The 23578-nt window shown below is 71.2% G+C and carries 22 protein-coding genes and 2 pseudogenes; 14 read left to right on the forward strand and 10 right to left on the reverse strand.

Translation table 11 applies throughout. The features are described from left to right. Window positions 1-6: 6 nt before the first annotated feature. Complete coding sequence (locus AFR_RS16150; protein ID WP_023361568.1) at window positions 7-1857, reverse strand: bifunctional sugar phosphate isomerase/epimerase/4-hydroxyphenylpyruvate dioxygenase family protein; 1851 nt, start codon at window positions 1855-1857, stop codon at window positions 7-9. Between the two features lie 11 nt (window positions 1858-1868). Further along, window positions 1869-2519 (reverse strand): TetR/AcrR family transcriptional regulator, encoded by a 651-nt coding sequence (locus AFR_RS16155; RefSeq protein WP_023361570.1) that lies wholly within the window; start codon window positions 2517-2519, stop codon window positions 1869-1871. Between the two features lie 137 nt (window positions 2520-2656). Between AFR_RS16155 and AFR_RS16160 the strand changes: the two genes are divergently transcribed. Next, complete coding sequence (locus AFR_RS16160; protein ID WP_023361571.1) at window positions 2657-3505, forward strand: shikimate dehydrogenase; 849 nt, start codon at window positions 2657-2659, stop codon at window positions 3503-3505. A 31-nt stretch (window positions 3506-3536) separates the two neighbouring features. Beyond that, window positions 3537-4940 (forward strand): Nramp family divalent metal transporter, encoded by a 1404-nt coding sequence (locus tag AFR_RS16165; RefSeq protein WP_023361572.1) that lies wholly within the window; start codon window positions 3537-3539, stop codon window positions 4938-4940. A 993-nt stretch (window positions 4941-5933) separates the two neighbouring features. Here the strand turns inward: AFR_RS16165 and AFR_RS16170 are convergent. Next, window positions 5934-7169, reverse strand: a complete 1236-nt coding sequence (locus tag AFR_RS16170) for an MFS transporter (protein ID WP_023361573.1) — start codon at window positions 7167-7169, stop codon at window positions 5934-5936. A 117-nt stretch (window positions 7170-7286) separates the two neighbouring features. On the opposite strand from AFR_RS16170, the gene AFR_RS16175 reads away from it, so the two are divergent. After that, window positions 7287-8228 (forward strand): LysR family transcriptional regulator, encoded by a 942-nt coding sequence (locus AFR_RS16175; RefSeq protein ID WP_041842279.1) that lies wholly within the window; start codon window positions 7287-7289, stop codon window positions 8226-8228. Between the two features lie 51 nt (window positions 8229-8279). Here the strand turns inward: AFR_RS16175 and AFR_RS16180 are convergent, their stop codons facing one another. After that, window positions 8280-8462, reverse strand: a complete 183-nt coding sequence (locus AFR_RS16180; protein ID WP_023361575.1) for a hypothetical protein — start codon at window positions 8460-8462, stop codon at window positions 8280-8282. A 110-nt stretch (window positions 8463-8572) separates the two neighbouring features. Between AFR_RS16180 and AFR_RS16185 the strand changes: the two genes are divergently transcribed. The 3 genes from AFR_RS16185 (at window position 8573) to AFR_RS16195 (ending at window position 9938) form a co-directional block, all read left to right on the forward strand. Next, window positions 8573-8917 (forward strand): ArsR/SmtB family transcription factor, encoded by a 345-nt coding sequence (locus tag AFR_RS16185; protein ID WP_023361576.1) that lies wholly within the window; start codon window positions 8573-8575, stop codon window positions 8915-8917. A 99-nt stretch (window positions 8918-9016) separates the two neighbouring features. Further along, a complete protein-coding gene (locus AFR_RS16190) occupies window positions 9017-9382 on the forward strand; it encodes an SRPBCC domain-containing protein (protein WP_023361577.1) in 366 nt (121 codons plus the stop codon). Then, entirely contained in the window at window positions 9369-9938 is a 570-nt protein-coding gene (locus AFR_RS16195; RefSeq protein WP_023361578.1) for a TIGR03086 family metal-binding protein, read from the forward strand. Before AFR_RS16190 ends, AFR_RS16195 begins: the two co-directional genes overlap by 14 nt. Here AFR_RS16195 and AFR_RS16200 read toward each other — a convergent pair. Both AFR_RS16200 and AFR_RS16205 read right to left on the reverse strand, forming a co-directional pair. Then, a complete protein-coding gene (locus AFR_RS16200) occupies window positions 9935-10417 on the reverse strand; it encodes a hypothetical protein (RefSeq protein WP_023361579.1) in 483 nt (160 codons plus the stop codon). The two genes, AFR_RS16195 and AFR_RS16200, sit on opposite strands and share 4 nt — an antisense overlap. Window positions 10418-10541: 124 nt before the next feature. Further along, window positions 10542-11573, reverse strand: a complete 1032-nt coding sequence (locus AFR_RS16205; protein WP_023361580.1) for a Glu/Leu/Phe/Val dehydrogenase dimerization domain-containing protein — start codon at window positions 11571-11573, stop codon at window positions 10542-10544. A gap of 78 nt (window positions 11574-11651) precedes the next feature. On the opposite strand from AFR_RS16205, the gene AFR_RS16210 reads away from it, so the two are divergent. Continuing rightward, window positions 11652-12122 (forward strand): Lrp/AsnC family transcriptional regulator, encoded by a 471-nt coding sequence (locus tag AFR_RS16210; RefSeq protein WP_041842280.1) that lies wholly within the window; start codon window positions 11652-11654, stop codon window positions 12120-12122. Here the strand turns inward: AFR_RS16210 and AFR_RS16215 are convergent. Continuing rightward, a complete protein-coding gene (locus AFR_RS16215; protein WP_023361582.1) occupies window positions 12100-13155 on the reverse strand; it encodes a hypothetical protein in 1056 nt (351 codons plus the stop codon). The two genes, AFR_RS16210 and AFR_RS16215, sit on opposite strands and share 23 nt — an antisense overlap. A 245-nt stretch (window positions 13156-13400) precedes the next feature. Between AFR_RS16215 and AFR_RS16220 the strand changes: the two genes are divergently transcribed. From AFR_RS16220 to AFR_RS16230, 3 genes are all read left to right on the forward strand, one after another. After that, window positions 13401-13583, forward strand: coding sequence for a hypothetical protein (locus AFR_RS16220; protein ID WP_023361583.1), 183 nt, complete (start codon window positions 13401-13403; stop codon window positions 13581-13583). A gap of 57 nt (window positions 13584-13640) precedes the next feature. Then, window positions 13641-15020: a TrpB-like pyridoxal phosphate-dependent enzyme gene (locus AFR_RS16225; RefSeq protein ID WP_023361584.1), complete on the forward strand. Its 1380-nt coding sequence runs from the start codon at window positions 13641-13643 to the stop codon at window positions 15018-15020. Between the two features lie 96 nt (window positions 15021-15116). Then, complete coding sequence (locus AFR_RS16230; protein ID WP_023361585.1) at window positions 15117-15797, forward strand: copper resistance CopC family protein; 681 nt, start codon at window positions 15117-15119, stop codon at window positions 15795-15797. On the opposite strand, the gene AFR_RS16235 is transcribed toward AFR_RS16230, so the two are convergent. Further along, window positions 15781-16440 carry a response regulator gene (locus AFR_RS16235; protein ID WP_023361586.1) on the reverse strand — a complete coding sequence of 220 codons (660 nt, stop codon included), beginning with the start codon at window positions 16438-16440 and terminating at the stop codon, window positions 15781-15783. The two genes, AFR_RS16230 and AFR_RS16235, sit on opposite strands and share 17 nt — an antisense overlap. After that, window positions 16437-17576, reverse strand: a complete 1140-nt coding sequence (locus tag AFR_RS16240) for a sensor histidine kinase (protein ID WP_023361587.1) — start codon at window positions 17574-17576, stop codon at window positions 16437-16439. Before AFR_RS16240 ends, AFR_RS16235 begins: the two co-directional genes overlap by 4 nt. A 207-nt stretch (window positions 17577-17783) precedes the next feature. On the opposite strand from AFR_RS16240, the gene AFR_RS16245 reads away from it, so the two are divergent. The 4 genes and pseudogenes from AFR_RS16245 to AFR_RS47835 all read left to right on the forward strand — a co-directional run. Then, the gene (locus tag AFR_RS16245; RefSeq protein ID WP_023361588.1) at window positions 17784-19907 is read left to right on the forward strand and encodes an MMPL family transporter; all 2124 of its coding nucleotides are present in this window, start codon (window positions 17784-17786) and stop codon (window positions 19905-19907) included. A 35-nt stretch (window positions 19908-19942) separates the two neighbouring features. Beyond that, window positions 19943-20758, forward strand: a complete 816-nt coding sequence (locus AFR_RS16250) for a VOC family protein (RefSeq protein WP_023361589.1) — start codon at window positions 19943-19945, stop codon at window positions 20756-20758. A gap of 66 nt (window positions 20759-20824) precedes the next feature. Then, window positions 20825-21787 (forward strand): annotated as a pseudogene (locus AFR_RS47440) (glycerophosphodiester phosphodiesterase family protein); the annotation flags it as partial. Between the two features lie 84 nt (window positions 21788-21871). Continuing rightward, window positions 21872-22606, forward strand: a pseudogene (locus AFR_RS47835) (phosphatidylinositol-specific phospholipase C/glycerophosphodiester phosphodiesterase family protein); the annotation flags it as partial. On the opposite strand, the gene AFR_RS16260 reads toward AFR_RS47835, so the two are convergent. Further along, window positions 22587-23501: a hypothetical protein gene (locus tag AFR_RS16260; protein WP_023361591.1), complete on the reverse strand. Its 915-nt coding sequence runs from the start codon at window positions 23499-23501 to the stop codon at window positions 22587-22589. The pseudogene AFR_RS47835 and the gene AFR_RS16260 sit on opposite strands and share 20 nt — an antisense overlap. Window positions 23502-23578: the final 77 nt, after the last annotated feature.

Below are 23578 nucleotides of genomic sequence, written 5' to 3' on the forward strand. Positions count from 1 at the left end.
GACGTCTCAGGGGGTAGCCGGGTGCAGGCGGCGGTGGCGTTGTGCCGCCATCCGGACCGGCGCGTTGGGCTCGCCGAAGCGGTCGTATCCGTGCCGTCGCTCGACGAGCTCGAAGAACACCCGGCCGCCGAGGACCGGTGTGTAGAGGTGCAGCAACTCGCCGCCGTCCTCGTCGCGGTCGTAGAGGATGCCGTGGCGGTGCAGCGCTGTGACCGTACCGTCGGAAAGGCCGAACCGGGCCGCGAGGTCCGCGTAGTAGTTGTCCGGGACCGGAAGCAGGATCGCGCCGGACCGGGTGAGTGCCTCGGCGCTGGCGACGAGGTCCGTGGTGGCGAAGGCGACGTGCTGCGGGTCGGCGACCGCGGGTGCCCAGTCACCGCGGCGCAGCAGCGAGACGGTCAGGGCGAGGCGCACGGTCCGGCCGGGGTCGGCCAGGGCGCGTGAGCGGGTGAGCCCGAACGGCGCCGCGTATTCCTCCGTCGCCAGGTGGTCCAGGCCGAGCACCGACTGGTAGAAGAGACCGGCCTCGTCGAAGTGGTCGAAGGGCTGCGCCAGCCCGAGGTGGTCGACGCCGGTCAGGCCGGCTCCGGGCGCGGGCGTCTCGCCGGTCGGCAGGAAGTCGCTGCGCCAGGCGTCGTCGGGCCGGGTCACGAAGATGCTGGTGCCGTCGGGCGCGGTGATCGCGGCGAGTTCGGTCTCGCCGGGCTCGCGGACGTTGGGGGAGGCCGGCGCGAGCAGCGCCGCGGCCCGGCGCAGCGAGCTCAGCGGGTCACTGCTGCTGATCGCCAGAGCGCTGATCGCCGCTGCTCCCGGTGCCTGTGCCCGGGTCACCGCGCTGTTCAGGACGATGCGGCAGGCCTGCTGCTCCCACAGCTCCACCGGTTTGGTGCGGTGCTGGCCGGTGTGGGTGAAACCGAGGCCGCGCAGGGCCTCGCGGAGCTCCGGACCGGAGTTGCCGTCCACCGTGAACTCGGTGAAGGCGTGCCGGGTCAGCGCCGGTGCGGCGGGCAGCCGCCGCAGGGGAACCTCGCGGACCGGGTCGAGACGGTCCTCCAGCGCGGTCAGGGAGCGCATCGCGTCGACCGCGGTCCGCGCGGGGTCCGACTGACGGAAGACGTCGTTGAAGACCTCGAGCGACAGCGGCCCGTCGTACCCGGTGGTGAGCACCGACCCGACAAAGCGGGGCAGGTCGAAGGCGCCCTGGCCGGGGAAGAGCCGGTGGTGGCGGCTCCACTGCAGCACGTCCATGTGCAGCTTCGGCGCGTCGGCGAGCTGGAGGAAGAAGACCTTGCCGGGTGTGATGCCGGCGATCCCGGCCGGGTCGGCGTCGCGCGACAGCACGTGGAAGGAGTCGAGGCAGAGCCCGAGCGCGGGGTGGCCGGCGCGCTCGACGATCCGCCACGACCGGTCCCAGGTCGAGACGTGCCGTCCCCACGCGAGCGCCTCGTAGGCGATGCGCATCCCGTGCGCCGCGGCCCGATCGGCCAGGAGCGACAGCTGCTCGGCCGCCAGATCGTCGTCGTCGATCGCCTCCGGGGAGACCGACGAGCAGACCAGGACCGTCGACGTGCCGAGCTCGGCCATCACCGCGAACTTGCGCTCGGCGCGGGCCAGATTGGCCCGCAACCGGTCGGCCGGCACCGCCTCGAAGTCGCGGAACGGCTGGTACAGGTCGATGGACAGGCCGAGGCCGGCGCAGCGGGTGCGGATCTCCGAGGGTGACCAGGGCGCCACCACGAGGTCGTTCTCGAAGAGCTCGATGCCGTCGAAACCCGCGGCGGCGGCCGCGGTGAGCTTGTCGTCCAGCGTGCCGGAGAGGCACACCGTCGCGATCGACCGGCGCAGTGGTGCGGTCATCGAGCCTCCTGTCAGAGTCGCAGATATCCGGTCACGAAGTCGCCCAGCATGGTGCGGTAGTGGCCGCGCCGCTCCGGGTCGAGCAGGTCCCGGTCGAAGAGCGCGCCGAAGGTGTGGCGGTTGGCGACGCGGAAGAAGCAGAACGAGCTGATCATCATGTGGACGTCGAGCGCGTCGACGTCCGTGCGGAAGACGCCGTCGCGCCGGCCGCGGTCCAGGACGCCGTGCAGCACGGCGACGGCGGAGCTGTTGAGGTCCACGAGATGGGCCACGTGGGCCAGATGCTTGGCGTGCTGGGCGTTCTCGACCCCGACGAGCTGGATGAACGCCGGATGCGCCTCGTGATGGTCGAAGGTGACCTCGGCGAGGCGGCGGACCGCGGCGACCGGGTCGAGATGGTCGATGTCGACGGTGCGCTCGGCGGCCCGGATCTCCGCGTACGCACGCTCCAGGACCGCCAGGTAGAGCTGCTCCTTGCCGCCGAAGTAGTAGTAGATCATCCGTTTCGTGGTGCGGGTGCGCCCGGCGATCTCGTCGACCCGGGCGCCGCTGTACCCACGCTCGGCGAACTCGTCGGTGGCCACGTCGAGGATCTCGGCGCGGGTGCGTTCCGCGTCGCGCCGCCGCTGCCCGGTGGCGGGCGGGGCAACATCCACCGACATCGGTTCTTCCTCCGGGCTGCTCGTCATGGATCCAGTTAACCGTGGGGGCGTGCGGGGCTTGACAGTGGCCGCCGTCACACCGGATAACTAACGTACCAGTTCGTACATTGACTGGCATCTGTGAGAGGGAGTGCGGGATGGGAAGCCGGTGCGGACTGATCGGAGCCGGGATCGGCACGTCGCTGTCACCGGCGTTGCACGAGGCCGAAGCCCGCAGCCAGGGCCTCGACCTGACCTACGAGCTGTTCGACGTGACCCGGCCGGACACCCCGGCGGAGCTCGGCCGGACACTGGACGAGGCCGAACGTGACGGTTTTGCCGGCCTCAACATCACCCACCCCTTCAAACAGCAGGTCATCGAGCTCCTCGACCACCTGTCACCCCAGGCCGCCGCGATCGGCGCGGTCAACACCGTCGCTTTCCGCGACGGCCGGCGGTACGGCTACAACACCGACGCGTACGGCTTCACGGAGTCGTTTCGGGCGAACCTCCCCGGCGCCGCCACGGGCCGCGTCGTCCAGCTGGGGGCGGGCGGAGCCGGTGCCGCCTGCGCGTACGCACAACTCAGCCTGGGCGTCACCCACCTGACGATCGCCGACCCGGACGCGGGCCGCCGTGACCAGCTCGCCGCCGCACTGGCCACCCGTTTCGACCGGGCCCGCATCACCGCCGTGGCACCTCCGGAACTGCCGGTGGTGCTCGCGGACGCGGACGGGCTGGTCAACGCCAGCCCGGCCGGCATGCACGACCACCCCCTCCTGCCCCTGCCCGCCGAGCTGCTCCACCGCGGCCTGTGGGTCTTCGACATCGTCTACATGCCGGTCGAGACGGCGCTGCTGCGTGCCGCCCGTGCCGCCGGCCTGCGGGCGCTCGGCGGCGCGGCGATGTGCGCGTACCAGGCCGCCGCCGCCTTTGAGCTCTTCACCGGTCGTACCCCCGACACCACGCGGATGCTGCGCCACCTCGACGTGCTGCTGGCCGCGTGACCCCCCGTTCACCTTCTCCCTGGAGCGCGTCATGGCCCGTTCTCAGACCACCGACGACCTCGACACCCGGTCCCTCCCCGAACCCCTCTCCCTGCGCCGGATGGTCGGCCCCGGCGTGGTCGCCGTCGGCATCGGCATGGCCGCGGGCGAGATCATCCTGTGGCCGTACCTGACCGCGATCGGCGGGCTGGGACTCCTCTGGCTCGCCTTCACGACCCTCGCCGTCCAGTTCGTCATCAACATGGAGATCGAGCGATACACCCTGGCGACCGGCCAGACCGTCGTCGCCGGCTTCTCCCGCTGGTGGAAAGGCTGGGGCATCATCATCTGTCTCGCGGGCGCCTTCCAGTACGTGTGGCCGGGCTGGGCGACGAGCGGCTCGACCGTCTTCACGTACCTGGTCGGCGGCGGTGACCCGGTCTGGATCACAGTGGCCAGCCTGGTCATCGTCGGTGTGCTGCTCTCCGTCTCCAAAGTCGTCTACACCACGGTCGAGCGCGTCGAGATCGTCAAGGTCGGCCTGACCCTGTTCTTCCTGCTCGTGGTGGTCATCTTCGTGATCTCACTGAGCACCTGGGGCGAAGGCGCCCGCGAAACCGTCACCGGCTTCGGCCGCATCCCCGAAGGCATCACCTTCACCCTCCTCCTGAGCGCCATCGGCGCAGCCGGCGCCGGCGGCGTCCACAACCTCGTCCTGAGCAACTGGATCCGCGACAAGCGCTACGGCATGGGCGCCCACGTCCCCCGCCTGGTCTCACCCATCACCGGCCGCGAGGAAGCCGCCGGCACCACCGACCGGTACGCCCTCGCCCTCGACGACGCCAACCTCAGCCGCTGGAACATCTGGTGGAAGCGCGCCAACGCCGAACACCTCGTCACCTTCGTCGCCGTGTGCTTCGCAACCATCACGATCATGTGCCTGCTCGCGTACGAGACGCTGTTCGGCCGTGACGACCTCAAGAGCGACGCATCGTTCCTGCGCATCGAGGCCGACATCCTCGCCGACCAGGTCGGCACCTGGCTAAAGATCCTCTTCCTGGCCGTCGCCGCGGTCTCCCTCTGGGCGGCCTCGATGGGCTTGCTGGACATCATCGGCCGGGTCGCGTCCGACTTCCTGCGCCGCAACTACCTGACGAACTCGGCCCGCTGGACCGAACCCCGCCTCTACCTGGTCGTCGTCTGGGCCGAGATCGTGCTGGGCTCACTGATCCTGCTGGCCGGCTTCACCCAGCCCCTCGGCCTCCTGATCGTCTCAACTTGCGCGGCGTCGGTGGTCACGCTGCTCTACTCGGTCCTTCTTGTCCGCCTCAACACCCGAGACCTGCCTGCCCCTGTACGCCTGCGTGGCTGGCGCCTCGGCGGGATGCTCATCGCGATCGGCTTCTACGGCTTCTTCGCCATCGCCATGCTCATCACCCAACTCCAACGCCTGTAACCGCCTCGGGTGCCCATTGGACCTCAACGCCTCCGCGATCCGCCACCGCCGTGGCCCAACATCAGCGAGGTTGGGCCTTCGTGGGCGGGCGTTGGCCCAACTTCGGTGATGTTGGGCTTTCGGGTTCGCGGGGTCTGCGGTTCGCCGCCGCCGCCGCTAAGGCCCAACTTCGGTGAGGTTGGGCCTTCGCGGGCTGGGGTGGCCCGACTTCCGTGATGTTGGGTCAACGGGGGTTCGGGGGGCCTGCGGTTCGCCGCCGCTGTGGCCCAACTTCGGTGAGGTTGGGCCTTCAGGGGTTGGGTTGGCCCGACTTCGGTGAGTTTGGGCTTACGGGGATTTGTTGAGGCCCGCGATCGCCGCGCTGCCGTGGCCCGACATCGTTGAAGTTGGGGCTATGCAGGCTGGGGTGGGCCCGACATCGTTGAAGTTGGGGCTATGCGGGCTGGGGTGGGCCCGACATCGTTGAAGTTGGGCCTTTGCGGGCTGGGGTGGGCCCGACATCGTTGAAGTTGGGGCTATGCGGGCTCGGGCTGGCCCGACATCGTTGAAGTTGGGCCTAACCGGGCCGGTTTTAGCCCCGACATCGCTGATGTTGTGGTGATCTACGGCTTCCTCGCTGCGGCCTTGAACGGCGGTCCTCGTCCGATCGCCGCGGCCTTGACCCGCGGTCCCTGTCCAATTCGCGCGGCCTCCACCGGCGAGAGACCTAAGCGATCGACTGCGAGTGCGGGACGGTCCACGCCCATAGCCCTCCCGGGAGCAGCATAGGACCAGATTGACGGGGTGGAAACCAGCAGAAAACGCTGACGTAGCGACGAAGTGGAGCGTGCGGCCGACCCCGACGAGGAGCGACGCGGAGCCGGTCTCGGTGACGATGTCGGGGCGCCCACAGGGTGGTCGATGATCGGTCGTCCAGCCGTTCTCGTCCTGCACCGTGGACAAGGTCTACGGGCAGATGGTGGGGCTGAAACCACTCAGCGGTGAGTCCCACAGTCACACCGTAGGTTGCGCCTCTGATCGGGCGTCAACAGCCGTCGGCAGAGGCTCAGACCCCGGGCGACGGAGCAACAACGGGGTGGCCAGGAGAAGAACGCCGGCGGCGCCGATGGCGAAGCGGGGACTGGTGACCGCGGCCAGCAAGCCCCACACGGCGGTCAACGCAGCGATCGTGATCGAGCTGCTGATGCTCCAGGAGACCAGAACCCGCCCGACACGCCCGGGCGGCACACGATTGAGCCGGGTCGTGGCGTAGAGCGGGTTGAAGATACCAATGCAGGTGATCAGAGCGAACTCGACAGTGATGACCAGCAAAACCCCCTGCAGGCCCGGCGTGACGAAGATCAGGCCGAGCGGCCACACCGCCCGCAGCACCCCCGTGGTCAGCAGGACCCGGCGGTGACCGTAGCGGGAGGTGAGGCGGGGAGCGAGCTGGGCGCCCAGGAGGCCGCCGAGGCAGGGGAGTCCGAAGGCGAGGCCGTACTGCCAGGGCGCCCAGTGGAGCTCGCCCAGGAGCAGGACGGCCAGGAGTGGTTCGGTCGCCAGGATGAGGGCGTTCACAGCAACGGTGTTGAGGAACAGGGGGCGGAGTTCGCGGTCGGCGAGGATGAAACGCCAGCCCTGCGCCAGGTCGGCCGCGCGGAGGCGGGTGGGGCTGGGCGGTGGGGCGGCTTCGGGTTTGCGGATCATGCCGATTGCGGCGGCGGAGAGCAGGAAGCCGGATGCGTTGGCGAGCAGGGTGGCGACGGGGCCGAGGAGGCCGATGGCCGCGCCGCCCAGTGGTGGGCCGATCGCGGTGGCGGTCCACATTGTTGATTCGATGCGGCCGTTGGCCGGCAGCAGCTGGTCGGGGCGGACGAGCGACTTCAGGTACGCGCCGCTCGCGGACGTGAAGCCGATGTTCGCGGCCGCGGCGATGACCGAGACGGCCAGGAGCTGGGCATAGGTCAGAAGCCCGAGCGCGTACGTGATCGGGATGCTCAGCAGGGCAGCGGCGCGCAGAACGTCGGTGGCGACCATGATCGGCTTCTTGCGCCGGCCTTCGACCCACGGGCCGAGGGGGAGGGCGAGCACGGCACCCGCGGCCAGTCCGGCTGCGGCCAGGGCGGAGACGGCGGCCGGGCCGGTGCCGAGGACCTGGATGGCGATCAGAGGGAACGCCCCGAACCCGAGCCACGTGCCCAGCGTGCTCGCCGCGAAAGCCGTCCACAACCAGCCGAACGAGCGTCCCATGTTGCCCCCTGACGTTACAACCGATCGTTGACCCCGAGCATTCGATCAGGAGCACTTACCGGCAGTCCAACAACAAGGGAGGCAGCGAGCCACAACCATGGGTTGTACCGTTACGGCGTGGAGATCGAGGCTGTGCGTACGTTTGTCGCCGTCGCCGATGCGGGGCAGTTCCAGGAGGCCGCCGTCGAGCTGGGGGTCACGCAGCAGGCGGTCTCCAAGCGGGTGGCGAACCTCGAGCGCAGCCTCGGTGTCACGCTCTTCGCGCGGACGGCTCGGGGGGCGCAGGTCACGCTCGACGGGCAGGCTTTCCTGCCGCACGCCCGCGAGTTGCTCCGGGCGGCCGAGCGGGCGGCGGCCTCGGTCCGGCCGGGGGAGCGGGCGTTGCGTGTCGACGTCATCAACCGGCGCATCGCCCCGGCCGTCGCGTTGCAGAACTTCTATCAGGCGCACCCGGGGATCGAGCTCGACGTCGTGACGCTCTCGGATGCGAATTTCGAGATCGCGATCGAGGCCGTCCGCACGGGGGAGATCGACGCGACCTTCCGGGCACTTCCCGTACGGGTGAAGGATCTGCCCGGTGACATTCGTGTCGAACGGGTGCTGGACGACCCGTTGCAGCTGCTCGCCGGCCCGTTGCATCCCCTGGCCGGCGCGCGTTCGCTCACACCCGCGGACCTGTCCGGGCATCGCATCTGGATCCCGGGCATCCGGCCGGGCACCGAGTGGGCCGCCTTCTACGAGGAGCTGGCCGAGACGTTCGACCTGCGGATCGACGCCATCGGGCCGAACTTCGGCACGGAAGCGCTGCAGGACGCGATCGCCGGGTCCGACGGCCTGACGACGCTCGTGGGGTCACGGGACAGATATCTCTGGCCGGCCAGTCAGGATCTGCGCCGCATCCCGTTGCGGGACCCGGCACCGGTCTATCCGCACTCCTTCGTGCGCCGGGCGGGCAACCCGCACCCGACGCTCACAGCCCTGCGCCGGCATCTGGCGGCGACGCGGCCGGCGGGCCCGGCCGGCGCCTGGATGCCGAGCTGGGCCCGCCGCCGCGGGTGAGGCCCCGCCTGGATGCTGAGCTGGGCCCGCCGCCGCGGGTGAGGCTCCGCCTCAGTCGTCGTCCCCGCCGTCATCGTCGTCGTCATCGTCCCCGTCGCTGCCCGGGCAGCCCGTCAGCATCAGCAAGCCCGTCACCGCGCCGGCCGCCAGCAGCGTCCGGCTGAAGAAGGCCCGCCGCCCGATCGCGGCCCCGGTGCCCTGGTCGTCCCGCAAGTCACTCCTGGTGTCGTCCATCCCAGCATCCTCGCAGCGTTCCGGCCCCACGGGAAGCGGCCCTTTCAACCAGGCGGTTGACACCGTACGCGAAAGCGGTCTACGGTCCTCTTTAAACCAGGGAGTTGAAAGTGACCACGGACGTGCTGCCCCGCGTGTTTGCAGCCCTCGCAGACCCGACCCGCCTCGACATGGTGGCCCGGCTGTCCGAGGGTGACGCCACGGCGAGTCAGCTGGCCGAGCCCTACCGGATGACGTTGCAGGCTGTCTACAAACACCTGCGTGTGCTGGAGGAGGCCGGGCTCGTCAGCCGTCCGCCCGGGCCACAGCCCCGGCCGGTGCGCCTGGAGGTGGAGGTGTTCGACCTGATGAACGCCTGGATCGAGCGTTACCGGGTCCGCGCCGAGCAGCGCTACCGCCGGCTGGACGCCGTGCTGGCGGAGATGGAGGAGAGCGGCGATGCCCAGGATGAGTGAGACGCTCGTCGAGGCGGATCCGGCCCTGCCGGTCGTCCGGACGACCCGTGCTTCGCGGCGACACCGGCCCAGCTCTTCCGCGCCCACACCGATCCGGTCGTGTTCGCGCGGTGGATCGGTCCGGACGGCATGACCACCCGGATCGACCACTGGGACGCGTCCACCGGCGGCAGCTGGCGGTACGTCTCGGAACGCGACGGCACCGAGTACGCGTTCCGGGGCTGCTTCCACGACGTCAGGCCGGACCGGATCGTGCAGACGTTCACCTTCGAGGGCGAGCCCGACGGGGTCGCACTGACGACGTTGTGGATCGACGACCTGGGTGACGGCCGCGCGCGGCTGCGGACCCAGTCGCTCCTGGACAGTTTTGAGGGCCGCGACGGCTGGTTGCGCAGCGGCATGAGGACCGGCCTCGATCAGGGGTACACGAAGCTCGAGAGGATGACCACCGATGACCTTGTCTGACCGCCCGGACGACCGGCACCGCCGGATCGCCGGGGACTTCACGGACCGCGTCGAAGGCACCGGGTCCTGGGACGTGCCGTCCCCGGTCGCCGGCTGGACCGCCCGCGACGTGGTGCGGCACCTGACCGACTGGTTCCCGGGGTTTCTCGCCGCCGGCTCCGGCATCGAGCTGCCCCGCGGGCCGTCGGTCGACGAGGACCCGGTCGCCGCGTGGCGGGTGCACAGTGACGGTGTGCAGGCGGTGCTGGACGATCCGGGGTCGGCGCAGCGGGAGCTCACCAACCCGCACCTCGGCAGCGTGCCGGTGCCGGCCGCGATCGACCGGTTCTACACCGCCGACGTGTTCATGCACACCTGGGACCTGTCCCGCGCCACCGGCCAGGACGACAGCCTGGACGCCGCCTTCTGCGCCCAGCTGCTGGCCGGGATGGAGTCGATGGAGGACGTCATCCGCTCCTCGGGCCAGTACGGCGCCCGCGTCGAGGTGCCCGCGGACGCCGACGTCCAGACCCGCCTCCTGGGCTTCATCGGCCGAGACCCCTACTGGAAGGCTTAGCTGCAGTGCTTGGCCATCGGGGCGAGCCACTCCTTGAGGGTGGGGCCCATGACCTTCTGCGCGTCCTCGGCGGTCTTGATCGTACGGAGGAACTTGGCGTCCCCGGCCCGGGCGCGCAGCTGGTCGGCGGTCTTCTCGCCGTCCGTGCGCACCGCGGTGTCGTTGCTGTCGTGGGTGGCCAGTTCCAGGGCGGTGGCGAAGTTGGTCAGTGACTGCTTGACCTTCCGCTCCTGCTCCTTGTCGGCGCCCGCGCTCGTGCGGGCGGCGACCATCTCGTTCAGTGACTGGGCGAGCGGCGCCAGGTTTCTGCTGTAGACCTGGCTGAGCGACTCGCACGCGGCGCGGGTCGAGAGGTCCGCGGCCGTGACCACGGCGGGGGCCTCCGACACGCTGGCGCTGGGGGTGCTGGCGGCGGTGCCGCAGGCGGCTGCGGGGAACAGCACGCCACTGATCAGTAGTGCCTGGACGGCCCGGCGCATCGGAACCTCCTGCGGTTCGGGGTGGGGGACGGCGGGTGCTGGGAGCGCTCCCATAGCCGTCCTGGACCATACTTCCTGCGGGTGCGGTCCGTCCAGAGACGTTCTTCTATCGATAAGCCGCCGCTCACACCATCGGCGGTGTGAGCAGGTCCTGCACCTGCCGACGGGCCTCCCGCAGCGGCGCGACGTCGTCGCGGGCGGCCGCCGCCAGGATCTCCCCGAGGCGTCGGCCGATGTCGCCGACCCGGCGCGCGGCCTCGTCCGGCGACACGAGATCCCGCTCCCGCGCGATGGCCGAGACGATCCCGCCCGCGCTGACCACAGTGTCCGGAGCCCAGCAGATGCCGCGGGCGTGCAGCAGATCCGCCGTCGTGTCGGCGTCGAGCTGATTGTTGGCCGCGCCGACGATCGCGCCGCAGCGCAGCGTGCCGATCGTGTCCGGGCACAGGATCCCGCCGACGGCGGACGGGACGAGCACGTCGGCCTCCGCTCCCAGCGCCCGGTCCGGGTCGATCCAGGTCGCTCCCCACCCGCGAGCCACGGTACGCCGGGAAGCGTCGATGTCCGTGACAGTGAGCCGGGCACCGGCCGCCGCGAGGTGCGAGGCGACCAGCGTGCCGACGTGTCCGAGGCCGAGCACGGCAAAGCTGAGCGACTCCAGCGGGCGGCCCGGGAAGCGGTGTGCCCGGACTGCCTCGATCGACGCGAGCACACCGGCGGCGGTGGGCCCGGAGGAGTCGCCGCTGCCGCCCTCGGACTCGGGGCGGCACAGCACGTGCTCGGTGGTCCGCCGGAGCACGGTCATGTCGTCGGGGGAGGTGCCGACGTCGGGGCCGGTGAGATACCGCCCGCCGAAGCTCTCCACCAGGTCGCCCACGTCGGCGAGCAGGTCGGCGCGACGCGGTTCCGGCCCTTCGAGCGCCACGACCGTCTTGCCGCCGCCGTAGGGCAGTCCGGCCAGCGCAGCCTTCTCGGTCATCGCCGACGACAGGCGCAGCGCGTCGTCGAGGCCGTCGCGCCAGGCCGGGTAGGTCCGGATCCGGCACCCGCCGAGCGCCGGGCCCAGCACGGTCGAGTCCACGCTCACGATGATCATCTGACCGGTGCGGGTGCCGCGCTGCACGCGTACCGTCTCGGGTCGTGAATTCAGGGTCATGCCGTGATCGTGGGTCTCCTGCGCATGATGCGGGAGTCTGACCGAACGATGTTCGGTGAGGTGGCAGGATCGGTGGTCATGGACGAACTGGATTCGGCGATCCTGCGGGAACTGCAGGCGGACGCACGGCTGACCAACCGGGAGCTGGCCGCCCGCCTCGGGCTGGCGCCGTCGAGCTGCCTGGTCCGCACCCGGGCGCTGCGGGAGCAGGGTGTCCTCAAGGGTTTCCACGCCGAGGTCGACCTGGCCAAGATCGGGCGCGGGGTGCAGGCGCTGATCGCCTTCACCATCCGGCCGCTCGGCCGCGACGTCATCCGGGGGTTCGAGACCTTCGCGCTGCAGCAGCCCGAGGTGCTCGCCGTGTTCGTGCTCGGCGGCAGCGACGACTTCCTGGTGCACGTCGCGACACCCACCATCGCCGACATGCACGCGATGCTGGTCGACCGGTTCAGCAAGCGCAAGGAGGTGATCGGCTTCCGGACGTCGATCGTCTACACCCACAAACGACGGCTGGCCGTCGATCCGGTCAGCGCAGCAGACGGCGCTTGAGCCGCGACAGCGTCCGGGTGGGCTGCGGGGGCTCGGTGCGGGAGTCGGCGTGCGCGAGCATGCCGATGATGGTCTCGATGGCGGCGTCGAGCACCTGCTTCTCGTCGAGGTCGTCGGGGGAGAACGTCGCCGCCATCGCGGCCGGGCGCAGCTCGTCGAGGTCACCGGCGATCTCGCACGGGTAGTCCGCGAGCTCCTTGATCTGCTGCTCGGCCTGCTCCGCGACCCAGTCGGCGCGGTCCAGCCCGACACCGAACCTCAGCTTGTTCGGGGCCTGCTTGAGCACCGCGTCGACCAGGTGCCGCTGGACGACCCGCTGGTACGGCGTCCGGTGCGGGTACCGGTCGCCCAGCGCCGCGTTGACCCGCCGGAGCACCTCGATCTCGGCGGCGCCCAGCGACGGGTTCGCGGCCGGAGCGGTCAGCTCGCACAGGCCCTCGGGAATGCCCAGGATGCCGGCAAAACGCAGCCAGAGGGTCTCGTGCGGTGTGCCGGGCGGCGGCACGGTCACCAGGTGCCGCTGGGTGGCCGGAACGAGGTCACCCCAGCGCCGCAGCATCCGGTTCGCGGTGTGCAGCTCCCAGAAGGTGTCGAACTTCCCCTGCTCGACGCTGCGCAGGAAGGACTCGAAGCTGCCGACGTTCCGGGCGCGGATGCCCTGCTGCCACATCGACGGGAAGGTCCGCCACAGGTCGCGTCCGGCCACGACGATGTGCACCTCGGCCGGTCGCAGGCTCTCCACCGCGCGGGCGGCCTGTGCGTCGGTGGCTCCGCCCAGCGCCTCGTTGCTGATGACCACGTCGCCGGACCAGGCGGCGGCCTCCGCCGCGAGCCGGTCCCAGGTCCAGGTGGCGTCGGCGTCCCGCCAGGAGACCTGGCGCAGATCGGTCATCGCCTGGTCCTGTGCCGACGGGCTCCCGGGCAGCAGAAGGCCGGCGCCTTTCAGGGCCTTGCGGTTGCTCCAGAGGACGTTCTGCACATAGGTGCTGCCCGTTTTCGGCGCACCGATGTGCACAAAAACGCGCCTGGCCATGGTGCCTCCGTGATTGTGGGGCCCCAGGGTGGCATATCGACGTCCCGGAACGGCGCGAAGATGCGTACCGGCACCGAGCGTTCATCCATTTGTCGACTGCCCACGGTCGGAGCAGCTCACCGCAGTCGATCGATGACTCTCCGTGGAGAAGCTGGCGGATCGGCTGGGCCGGGCTCGGATGGACAGCCCATGTCCGGCCCGGCGGGTGACGGGCACCATGGGCGCTGGCGAAACGGGGAGGGCTCATGGACGACGTGCTGCTGGCGTACAGCACCGGGCGTGCGGACGCTCTCGCGGGAGAGCGCAACGCGGACCACGCGGCGCATCCGGCCACCGGTGCGGACTACCGGATGGGCTTCCTCGACGGGCGCATCGAGATCTTCCGGATGCTGGCCGGAGTGCGAGAAATTCTCGACGGGTCCGACTGACCGCACCAACGGGGGAAATGACCGGGGATGACCCCCGCGATGGCTGATGATCGGGCCATGACCATCGCAGCGGACGCCGCCGCCACCAAGATCCTGCTCTCCGAGTCCGAGATGCCGAGCCACTGGTACAACATCGTGCCGGACCTGCCGAGCCCGCCACCGCCGGTGCTGCACCCCGGGACCCTGCAGCCGATCGGCCCGGACGATCTTGCGCCGCTGTTCCCGCAGGCCCTGATCGAGCAGGAGGTCACGACCGAGCGCTACGTCGAGATCCCCGAGGAGGTGCAGGAGGTCTACCGCCTCTGGCGCCCCTCGCCGCTGTTCCGGGCCCACCGCCTCGAACGCCTGCTCGGCACACCCGCGAAGATCTACTACAAGTACGAGGGTGTGTCGCCGGCCGGCTCGCACAAGCCGAACACCGCGGTGCCGCAGGCGTACTACAACGCCGCGGCCGGCATCCGGCGCCTGACCACCGAGACCGGTGCCGGGCAGTGGGGCACCGCGCTCGCCTTCGCCAGTGCGCAGTTCGGGCTCGAGTGCGAGATCTGGCAGGTGCGGGCCTCGTACGACCAGAAGCCGTACCGGAAGATGATGATCGAGACGTTCGGCGGCACCATCCACCCGTCACCGTCCGAGCTGACCGAGGCGGGCCGCCGGATCCTCGCCGCCGACCCGGACTCGCCCGGCTCACTGGGCATCGCCATCAGCGAGGCGGTCGAGGTCGCCGCGCAGTCACCGGACACCAACTACGCCCTCGGCAGCGTCCTCAACCACGTGCTGCTCCACCAGACCGTGATCGGCGAGGAGGCGCTGGCGCAGCTGGCCAAGGTCGGCGCCGTGCCGGACGTCATCGTGGGCTGCACCGGTGGCGGGTCCAACTTCGCCGGGCTCGCGTTCCCGTTCCTCCGCGAGAAGCTGGCCGGCCGGATGGCGCCGGTCATCCGCGCGGTCGAGCCCAGCTCCTGCCCCTCCCTGACCAAGGGCGTGTACGCCTACGACTTCGGCGACACCGCAGGCATGACCCCGCTGATGAAGATGCACACCCTGGGCCACGACTTCATCCCCGACCCCATCCACGCCGGTGGCCTGCGCTACCACGGCATGTCCCCGCTGATCTCCCACGTCTACGAGCTGGGCCTGATCGAGGCGGTCGCCAAGAACCAGCGGGAGTGTTTCGAGGCCGGCGTGACGTTCGCCCGCAGCGAGGGCATCATCCCGGCGCCGGAGCCGACCCACGCCCTTGCCGCCTGCATCGAGGAGGCGTTGCGGTGCAAGGAGACCGGTGAGCCGAAGGTCATCCTGACGGCGCTGTGCGGCCACGGTCACCTCGACCTCCCCGCGTACGGGCGGTTCCTCGCCGGGGAGATGGTCGACCACGAGCTGTCCGCCGACGCGGTCGCCGCGGCCATGGCGAGCCTGCCGGCCGTACCCGCCTGAGCCACGCCCGGCGGCACCCGCACCGGGTGCCGCCGGGTCCCTGTCCACAGTGCGCCGGAGAAGCTAATCTTTCGGCCAGGACAGGGGAGGTCGTCGATGGGTCGGGTGTTCGTTGCGGTGCTGGCCGGACTGCTCGCGGGAGCGGTGCTCGCACCGGGTCCCGCACTGGCGCACGGCGGGCTGGCCGTGACCGCACCGGCCGGTGGCAGCACGCTCGCCGACCCGGTCGAGACGGTTTCGCTGACGTTCACCGAGAAGCCGTCGCCCTTTGCGTACTTCACGGTCACCTCGCCGACCGGGGAGCGGGTGGACGCCGGCTGGTCGAACGCCGAGCCGGTCAAGCTGGCCAAGCCGGTGCAGGAATACCAGCTCACCGACGGCGAGTGGAAGCCGCTGCTCTACTCCACGGGCTTCCCGGTGAAGGTCGGCGTGAGCCACTGGCCGGCCCTGGGTGAGTACGTGGTGCGCTACCACACGGTGGCCTCGGACGGCGACGTGGTCAAGGGCGACGTCAAGTTCTCCTACAGCGGCCGGTCCACACCCGCGCCCGCCGGCTGGCAGGCCCCGGCCGACCAGCCGAAACCGGAGCTCCTCGCCGCCGCCGCTCACGAGTCGGCCCCGGCCCAGGCTCAGGCCCAGGCCGCACCGCAGACCCGGCAGGCGTCCGATGACACCAGCATCTGGGTCTGGCTGGTGCCGCTGCTCCTGGTGGCCGCCGCCGGGCTGATCTTCCTGATCGTCCGCCCACCGTCCCGCCGCACTAAACCGCGGGCGTGACCAGACCGCTCTCGTACGCGAGGACGACCAGCTGAGCCCGGTCGCGGGCGCGGAGCTTGGTCATCGCCCGGCTGATGTGGGTCTTCGCCGTGGCCACGCTGATGACCATGCCCGCCGCGATCTCGTCGTTGGACAGTCCCCGCGCGGCGAGCGCCACGACCTCGCGTTCCCGGTTGGTGAGGACCTCCAGAGCGGTGGCGCGGTCGCCGCGCGGCGGCCGTGAGACGTACTCGCCGATCAGCCGGCGGGTGATCGCGGGCGAGAGCAGCGCGTCCCCGCGGGCCGCGACCCGGATGCCGTGCAGCAGGTCGACCGGTTCGGTGTCCTTGACGAGGAAGCCGGCCGCTCCGGCCCGCAGCGCCCGGTAGACGTACTCGTCGAGGCCGTAGTTGGTCAGGATCACCACGTGGACGCCGGCCAGGGCCGGGTCGTCGGCGATCCGGCGGGTGGCCTCGATGCCGTCGAGGACCGGCATCTGGATGTCGATCAGGGCGACGTCGGGCAGGTGCCGGGCGGCCAGGGCCACCGCCTCACGGCCGTCGGCGGCCTCGGCGACCACCTCGAGGTCGTCCTCGGCGCTGATCAGCGCGCGGAAGCCCGCCCGGATCAGCGCCTGGTCGTCGACCAGCAGCACCCGGATCACGACGGCGCCTCCATCGGCAGGGTGGCCCGGACGCTGAACCCGGTGCCGGAGCGTGGACCGGCGTGCAGCGAACCACCGAGGGCGGCGACGCGTTCCCGCATGCCGACCAGCCCGACACCGGTCCCGCCCGGCGCACCACTGCCGGTGCCGTCGTCGTCGACACGGACGCTCAGCTCACACTCGCCGTAGTCGAGCCGGACCGCCGCACTGGCCGGACCGGCGTGCCGGGTGACGTTGGTGAGCGCCTCCTGGACGATGCGGTACGCGGTGCGGTCGACCGGCGCCGGCAGGTCACGCGGCAGCCCGTTCACGGTGACGGTGACCGGCAGCCCGGCCTTGCGGGCGCCCTCGACCAGCCGGTCGAGACGGTCCAGGCCGGCGCCGCCGGCGGTGTCGTCGGCGCGGAGCACCTCGAGGGTCGCCCGCAGCTCCCGCATCGCCTCGCGGCCCGTCTCCTGGATGGTCACCAGCGCCTCGGGGACAGACTCGCCGTTCTTGCGGGCCAGGTGGACGGCCACACCGGCCTGGACGTTGATCAGCGAGATGCTGTGTGTCAGCGCGTCGTGCAGGTCGCGGGCGATCCGCAGCCGTTCCTCGTCGGCCCGGCGGCGGGCGGTCTCCTCGCGGGTGCGTTCGGCCGTGGCCGCACGTTCCTCGACGAGGCCGAGCTGGTGGCGGCGCTGGCGGGACAGCTCGGCGGCGACACACGAGGCGAGCAACCAGCCGACCAGCAGCAGCCAGCGCTGGAACACACCTTGGTCCGGATCACCCGGGGCGGCCAGCTCACCGGCGAAGCCGCCCAGCAGGCTCACGGCGACGGCCACTCCCGCCGCCCAGCGGTGCCCGGCCCTGACGGTGGCGAAGAGCGCGACCATGACGGTCAGCGCCGGGGCGACGCCCGGATAACCGCGCACCTGATAGACGACCAGTCCGAGCGTCGCCACGGCGAGCACGGCGACCGGGAAGCGGGCGCGGGCGGCCGTGGCCAGCGCCGGGAGCACCAGCACGACCGAGCTGAGCAGGTCGAGCCGGACGCGGCCGGGCGGTGAGGTGACCGCGGCGACGACGACGAGCACGGTCAGCCCGGCCGTGGCGGCGAGGAGCCGCCACCCCCGTACGCGACTGTCGGCTTCCATGCCACGAAACGATAGGGGACCGGGGCCCGTCGGCACGTCCTCCTCAGGATGCAGTCGTGACTACCGCAGCGGACGTAGATCGTGCCGTCCTGCGCTGCCCGCCGTAGCGCAAGTGACCGCACCGGCCTGACGACGGCGACCCACCCCGGGCGGCATCGTCTCCGCCATGCCCGTACCGATGACTGTCGTGAGCGGAAGGCCGCTGCCATGGAACGCTTGACCCGCTGGGTGCTCGCGCACCGCCTGCCGGTGGTGCTCGTCTGGGTGGCGTTCGCGCTGGCCGGCGGCGCGCTGGCCGCCGGCACCGTCGACCGCCTCAGCTACGAGACCCGCCTGCCCGACCGCCCGGGTCAGGCGGCCAACGACGCTCTGGCCCAGCGCTTCGCCCAGACCGGCGGCCGCAATTCACCCCTGCTGCTGACCGTCACCCTCCCCGAGGGCAAGACCGTCACCGATCCCCGGGTACGCGACCAGTGGCGGACCCTCGTCGGCACGGTCACCCCGTCGGGCGGTCGCAGTGTGTCCTTCGACGACCCCGGCGGCGCCGCGCTGTTGTCGGCGGACGGGCGGACCACGGTCGCCCTGGTCTACCCCCGCGCCGATGCGTCGAACGCGCCCTACCAGCGGTCGCTGCCCCGGATCGGAGCGACGGTGGCGCAGGCCCGGATCGGGGGCGCCCCGGTCGAGCTGACCGGGCAGCCGGTGCTGTCCGGGCGCAACAGCGGCGCCGAGCCGAGCCCGATCTACGAGACCCTGCTCGGTGCCGCGGGCGCGCTGCTCGTGCTCGTCCTGGTCTTCGCGAGCGGCCTGGCCGTGGTGCCGCTGCTCATGGCCGCCGTGGCCATCCCGACGACGTTCCTGCTGGTCCGCGGGATCACCACGGCCACCGACGTCTCGTTCATCGTGCAGTTCCTGGTGGCGCTGATCGGTCTCGGCGTGGCCATCGACTACGCGCTGCTGGTCGTCACCCGCTGGCGTGAAGAACGCGCAAAGCTCGGGGCCGGCCCGGAAGCCCGCCGGAACGCGGTGATCGCGGCACTGGGCAGTGCCGGCCGGGCCGTGGTGCTCAGCGGTGCCACGGTGGCGATCTCCCTCGCCGCGCTGGTGGCGCTGCCTGTGCCGTTCCTGCGCAGCGTGGGGTACGCCGGTCTGCTGATCCCGCTGGTCAGCGTCGCTGTTGCGGTCACCCTGCTGCCGGTGCTGCTCTACACGTGGGGCGACCGGCTGGACCGTCCCCGCCGCCGGCACCGCCCGGACAGCCCGATGTGGACGCGCATCGCGGGGTTCACGACCCGCCGTCCCGCCCTGTCCGCGGTGCTCAGCGGTGTTGTTCTCCTCGCGCTCGCGGCCCCGGTGCTGGGACTGCGGCTGGGGCAGCCCGCCACCGCGACCCTGGCCCAGGGCGGAGCACCGGCGCAGTCCTTCGCCCGGATCGTCGAGGCCGGCTTCGGTGAGGGCGTCGCCCGCCCGGTCGAGGTGCTCGTTCCCGCCGCGGCCGCCGAGACCCTGGCCGGTCGGCTGGGCGGGCTCGACGGGGTCGCCGGTGCCGTGGCACCCGGGGACTGGGTCGCCGAGGGCAACCGCGTGATCGACGTCTGGACGACCGCCGACCCGTCCAGCTCGGCGGGCCGTGACACCGTGACGGAGGTTCTTCAGACCGCGCGGCAGACCCCGGGTGCCCTCGCCGGTGGGACGCCGGCCTTCGACGTCGACTTCATCGACGCGGTCTACGGCTCGCTCGGGCTGATCCTGCTGCTGGTCGCGGTGGCCACCTTCGTTGTCCTGGCCTGGACGCTGCGCTCGATCGTGCTGCCGCTGAAAGCCCTGCTGCTGAACGCGTTGTCGACCTGTGCGGCGTACGGGGTGGTGGTCGTGATCTGGCAGTGGGGTCACGGGAGCGGGCTGCTCTTCGACACACCGGCGGTCGGCGCGATCACCATCTGGATCCCGATGGCGGTCTTCGCGTTCCTCTTCGGGCTGTCCATGGACTACGAGGTGTTCATCCTGCACCGGGTCCGCGAGACGCACCTCGAGCTGACAGCGCGCGGCGTCGAGGACACCCTGGTGCCGTCCGTGGTCACCGGCATCAGCCGCACCGGGCGCCTGGTGACCTCGGCCGCGCTCATCCTCTTCCTGGCCTTCACCGCGCTGGCGAGTGTGCCGGTCACCGACGTGCGGATGTTCGCCACGGCGCTGGCGGCGGGCATCATCATCGACGCCACGGTGGTCCGCGGTGTCCTCACGCCCGCCCTGATCACCCTGCTCGGCCGCTCGAACTGGTGGTTCCCGTCGCGCCGGCGTGTGCCCGTACCGGTGGGGGAGCGGGTGTGACGTAGCGTGGCGATCAGGGCGAGGGAGGGTGCAGGATGACCGGGCAGCGCACTTATCCGCACGGCGTGACCAGCTGGATCGACACCGAGCAGCCGGACCCGCGGGCGGCCGCGGAGTTCTACGGCGCTCTGTTCGGGTGGACCCTGACGGCGGCCGGACCCACCTACTTGATCGCCACGCTCGACGGCAAGGACGTGGGTGGCCTGGCGCCGGGCGGGGACGGCCAGGCGGTGTGGAACACCTACGTCGCGGTCGACAGCGCCGACGCGTCGGCCGAGGCCGTCACGGCGGCGGGTGGCACGGTGGTCTCGCCGCCCGCGGACCCCGGACCGGCCGGGCGGGCCGCCGTCTGCCGGGACCCGGGCGGTGCGGAGTTCCGGCTCTGGCAGGCCCGGCGCCGGCTCGGCGCCCAGGTCACCAACGTCCCGGGTACGTGGAACTTCAGCGACCTGCACACCGGCGACCCCGACGCGGCGCTGAAGTTCTATCCGGCGGTGTTCGGCTGGAAAGCCGTCGCGATGCCGGGCGCCGGGACGATGCTGCAGGTGCCGGGTTACGGCGACCACCTCGCGTCCACCGTCGACCCCGGCATTTACGAGCGGCAGGCCGGTGCGCCGCCGGGATTCGCCGACGTGATCGGCGGGCTCACCACCACGGAACCCGGCGAGACGCCCCACTGGCACGTGACGTTCACCGTGGCCGACCGCGACGGCAGCGCCGCCACCGCCGAACGTCTCGGCGCCACGATCCTCGGCTCCGCCGACGAGATGTGGGCGAAGAAGGCCCTGGTCCGCGACCCCCAGGGTGCCGAGTTCACCGTCAGCCAGTTCGCGCCGCCCGAGGACTGGTGACGGCTTCTTCACCCGCCGGCCGCCTGAACGTACCGGCCGGTCTTCTCACCCTGCGACGATGCCCGCATGGCATTTCATCGATGGCTTGCGGGCGTCGCCGCGGCGGCTGTGGCGGCCGGGCTCGCTCTGGCGGCTCCCGTTCCCGCGTCGGCCGGGCACCGGTCCTTCGACCTTCAGGCGCACCGCGGTGGGCTGGGGCTGCGCCCCGAGAGCACCCTGAGCGCGTTCACCAACGCCCTGCACGTCGGTGTGAGCACGCTGGAGCTCGACGTGCAGATCACCGAGGACGGCCGGCCCGTGGTCACCCACGACCGCAAGGTCGACGGGCGCAAGTGCCTCGACACGGCACCCGTCAGCGCCGGTGACCCGGAGTTCCCCTACGTCGGTAAGTACGTCAACACTCTGACCCTGGCCCAGGTGAAGACGCTGGACTGCGGCACGCGGACCCTGCCGGACTTCCCGGAGCAGCAGGCCGACCCGGGTGCGCGGATGCCCGTGCTCGGTGAGGTCTTCGACCTGGTCAAGCGCTTCCGGGCCGACGGCGTCAAGCTCAACGTCGAAACGAAGGTCGAGGCCGGCGCACCATCGGAGACCGCGCCGCGCGAGCAGTTCGTGCAGGTGGTCGCCCGCGAGGTGCGGGCCGCCGGCTTCCTGCGCCGGGTCACGATCCAGAGCTTCGACTGGGGCTCGCTGATGCGCATGCGCCAGGTCGAGCCGCGGCTGCCGGTGGTCGCCCTGACCAACATCGACTTCCTGCAGACCGGGCAGCCGGGCGCCTCGCCGTGGCTCGGCGGCCTCGACATCGACGACTTCGGCGGCGACCCCATCGCCGCGATCAAGTCCTTCGGCGCCACGACGTTCTCACCGGTGCACGGCACGCCCCAGAACGGCAAGGTCGGCGATCCGGGTTATCAGCCGTACGTGACGAAAGCGCTGGTCGCCCGCGCACACCGCGCCGGCATCAAGGTCGTGCCCTGGACCGTCGACGACCCGGCGACGATGAACAAGCTGATCAGCGACGGGATCGACGGCCTGATCACGGACTACCCCGACCGTCTCCGTCAGGTGCTCGCCGACCGCGGCTTCCGGCTCCCACCCCCGTACGCCGTCCTGGCGCGGCCGCTCGAGCAGGCGCACGCGCACAACGACTACGAGCACACGAACCCGCTCTTCGACGCGTGGGAGCACGGCTTCACCAGCGTCGAGGCCGACGTCTACCTGGTCGGCGGTGAACTGCTCGTCGGCCACGACCCCGAGGACGTCGTGCCGGGCCGCACCCTGCAGAAGCTCTACCTCGACCCGCTGCTCGCCCACGCCACCGCCCGCGGCGACCGCATCCCGCCGATGCAACTCCTGGTCGACCTCAAGAACACCGGGGCGGCCACCTACACCGAGCTCGACCAGGTCCTGCGCGGTTACCGCCGGATCCTCACCCGGTACGCCCACGGCCGCGTCACCGAGGGCGCCGTGACCGTGGTGATCAGTGGTGACCGGCCGCGGGACCTGATGGCCGCGCAGCCGGTGCGGTACGCGTTCTACGACGGGCGCCTGGCCGACCTGGGCGGCGCGGCGAAGGCGTCCTTCATGCCCCTGATCAGCGATAACTGGACGAACACCTTCACCTGGACCGGCGTCGGCCCGATGCCCGCCGCCGAGCGCACCCGGCTGCGGGACCTCGTCGCCACCGCACACCAGCACCGGCAGCGCGTGCGCTTCTGGGCCACGCCGGACGCGCCCGGCCCCGAGCGGGAAGCCGTGTGGCGGGAGCTCGTGGCCGCCGGTGTCGACCACCTCAACACCGACGACCTCGCCGGACTGCAGAGTTTCCTCAGTCGACGTCGTTCGTGAGCATCTCGTACGCGGCCGGGTCCAGGTCCGTCGCACCCTCGGGCGGACCCTGGACGGCCGTCTCGCCGTACGCGGAGACCGTGATCGTGAGGGGTGGCTCGGCGGCGGTGGTCGGGGCGTCCGACGGGAAGCCCTCGGGCGGCTGGGAGGCGGCGTCCTGCAGCGGGCCCGGCAGGTCGACGGTCAGCTGCGTGAGGCGCCCGCCGTCGTCGACGGTCGCCTTGAACGTCATGGACTTCGCCCGCGGGCCGTAGACGTAGTACGGGTCGTTCGTGAGGATGCCCAGCTCCGGGTCGACCTTCGTCGCGTCGAGCGTGCCGGTGATGGTGCTGCCGGAGAGCTTCGCCGTGACCGCGGCGTCGATCAGCGCGGTGGCCCCGGTGATGTCGGCCTTGGCGGCGGTCGGGGTGGGCGGCAGATTTTCCATGCCACTCAGGTCGTCCTCGGCCGCCGCGGTGACCAGGCGCTTCTCGTCGGCACGGACCCAGCGCGTGCCGTCGAGAACACGCAGAATCTCCTTGGCCTTGCGGAGCTCGGCGGCTTCCTTCTTGGTGGTGGCCTTGCCCGCGTACTGGTCGTAGAGCTTGCCGTACTGCTCGTGGCCCTCGCCGTGGATGCGGTACTTCATGAAGAAGTCCCGGCCCGTGCGCAGAACCGTCGGGCCGTACGCGTCGGAGATCATCGAACTCTCCGGGAGGTGCACCGAGCCCTCCGCTGCGCGTCCACCCGTACGGGTGAAGGTGTAGTTGCCGGTCTGCAGGCCCTGCAAGGACTGCGTGAGCGCCTGCCTGCCGTCGGTGGACGTGTCGGCGGCGCCGCCGTTGGCGCAGCCGGCCGCGGCCAGGCCGACCGCGAGAACGGCCACCACCCGCGGCACGAGCTTGTCAGTGATCACACGCAACAACCTAGCCAGGCCGTGCCACGGTCACTCAAGCGGTTTGCCCCGGGAACACATCGGGCATCAATTCCTCA

This window comes from Amorphoplanes friuliensis DSM 7358, assembly GCF_000494755.1.
GTDB lineage: Bacteria > Actinomycetota > Actinomycetes > Mycobacteriales > Micromonosporaceae > Actinoplanes > Actinoplanes friuliensis.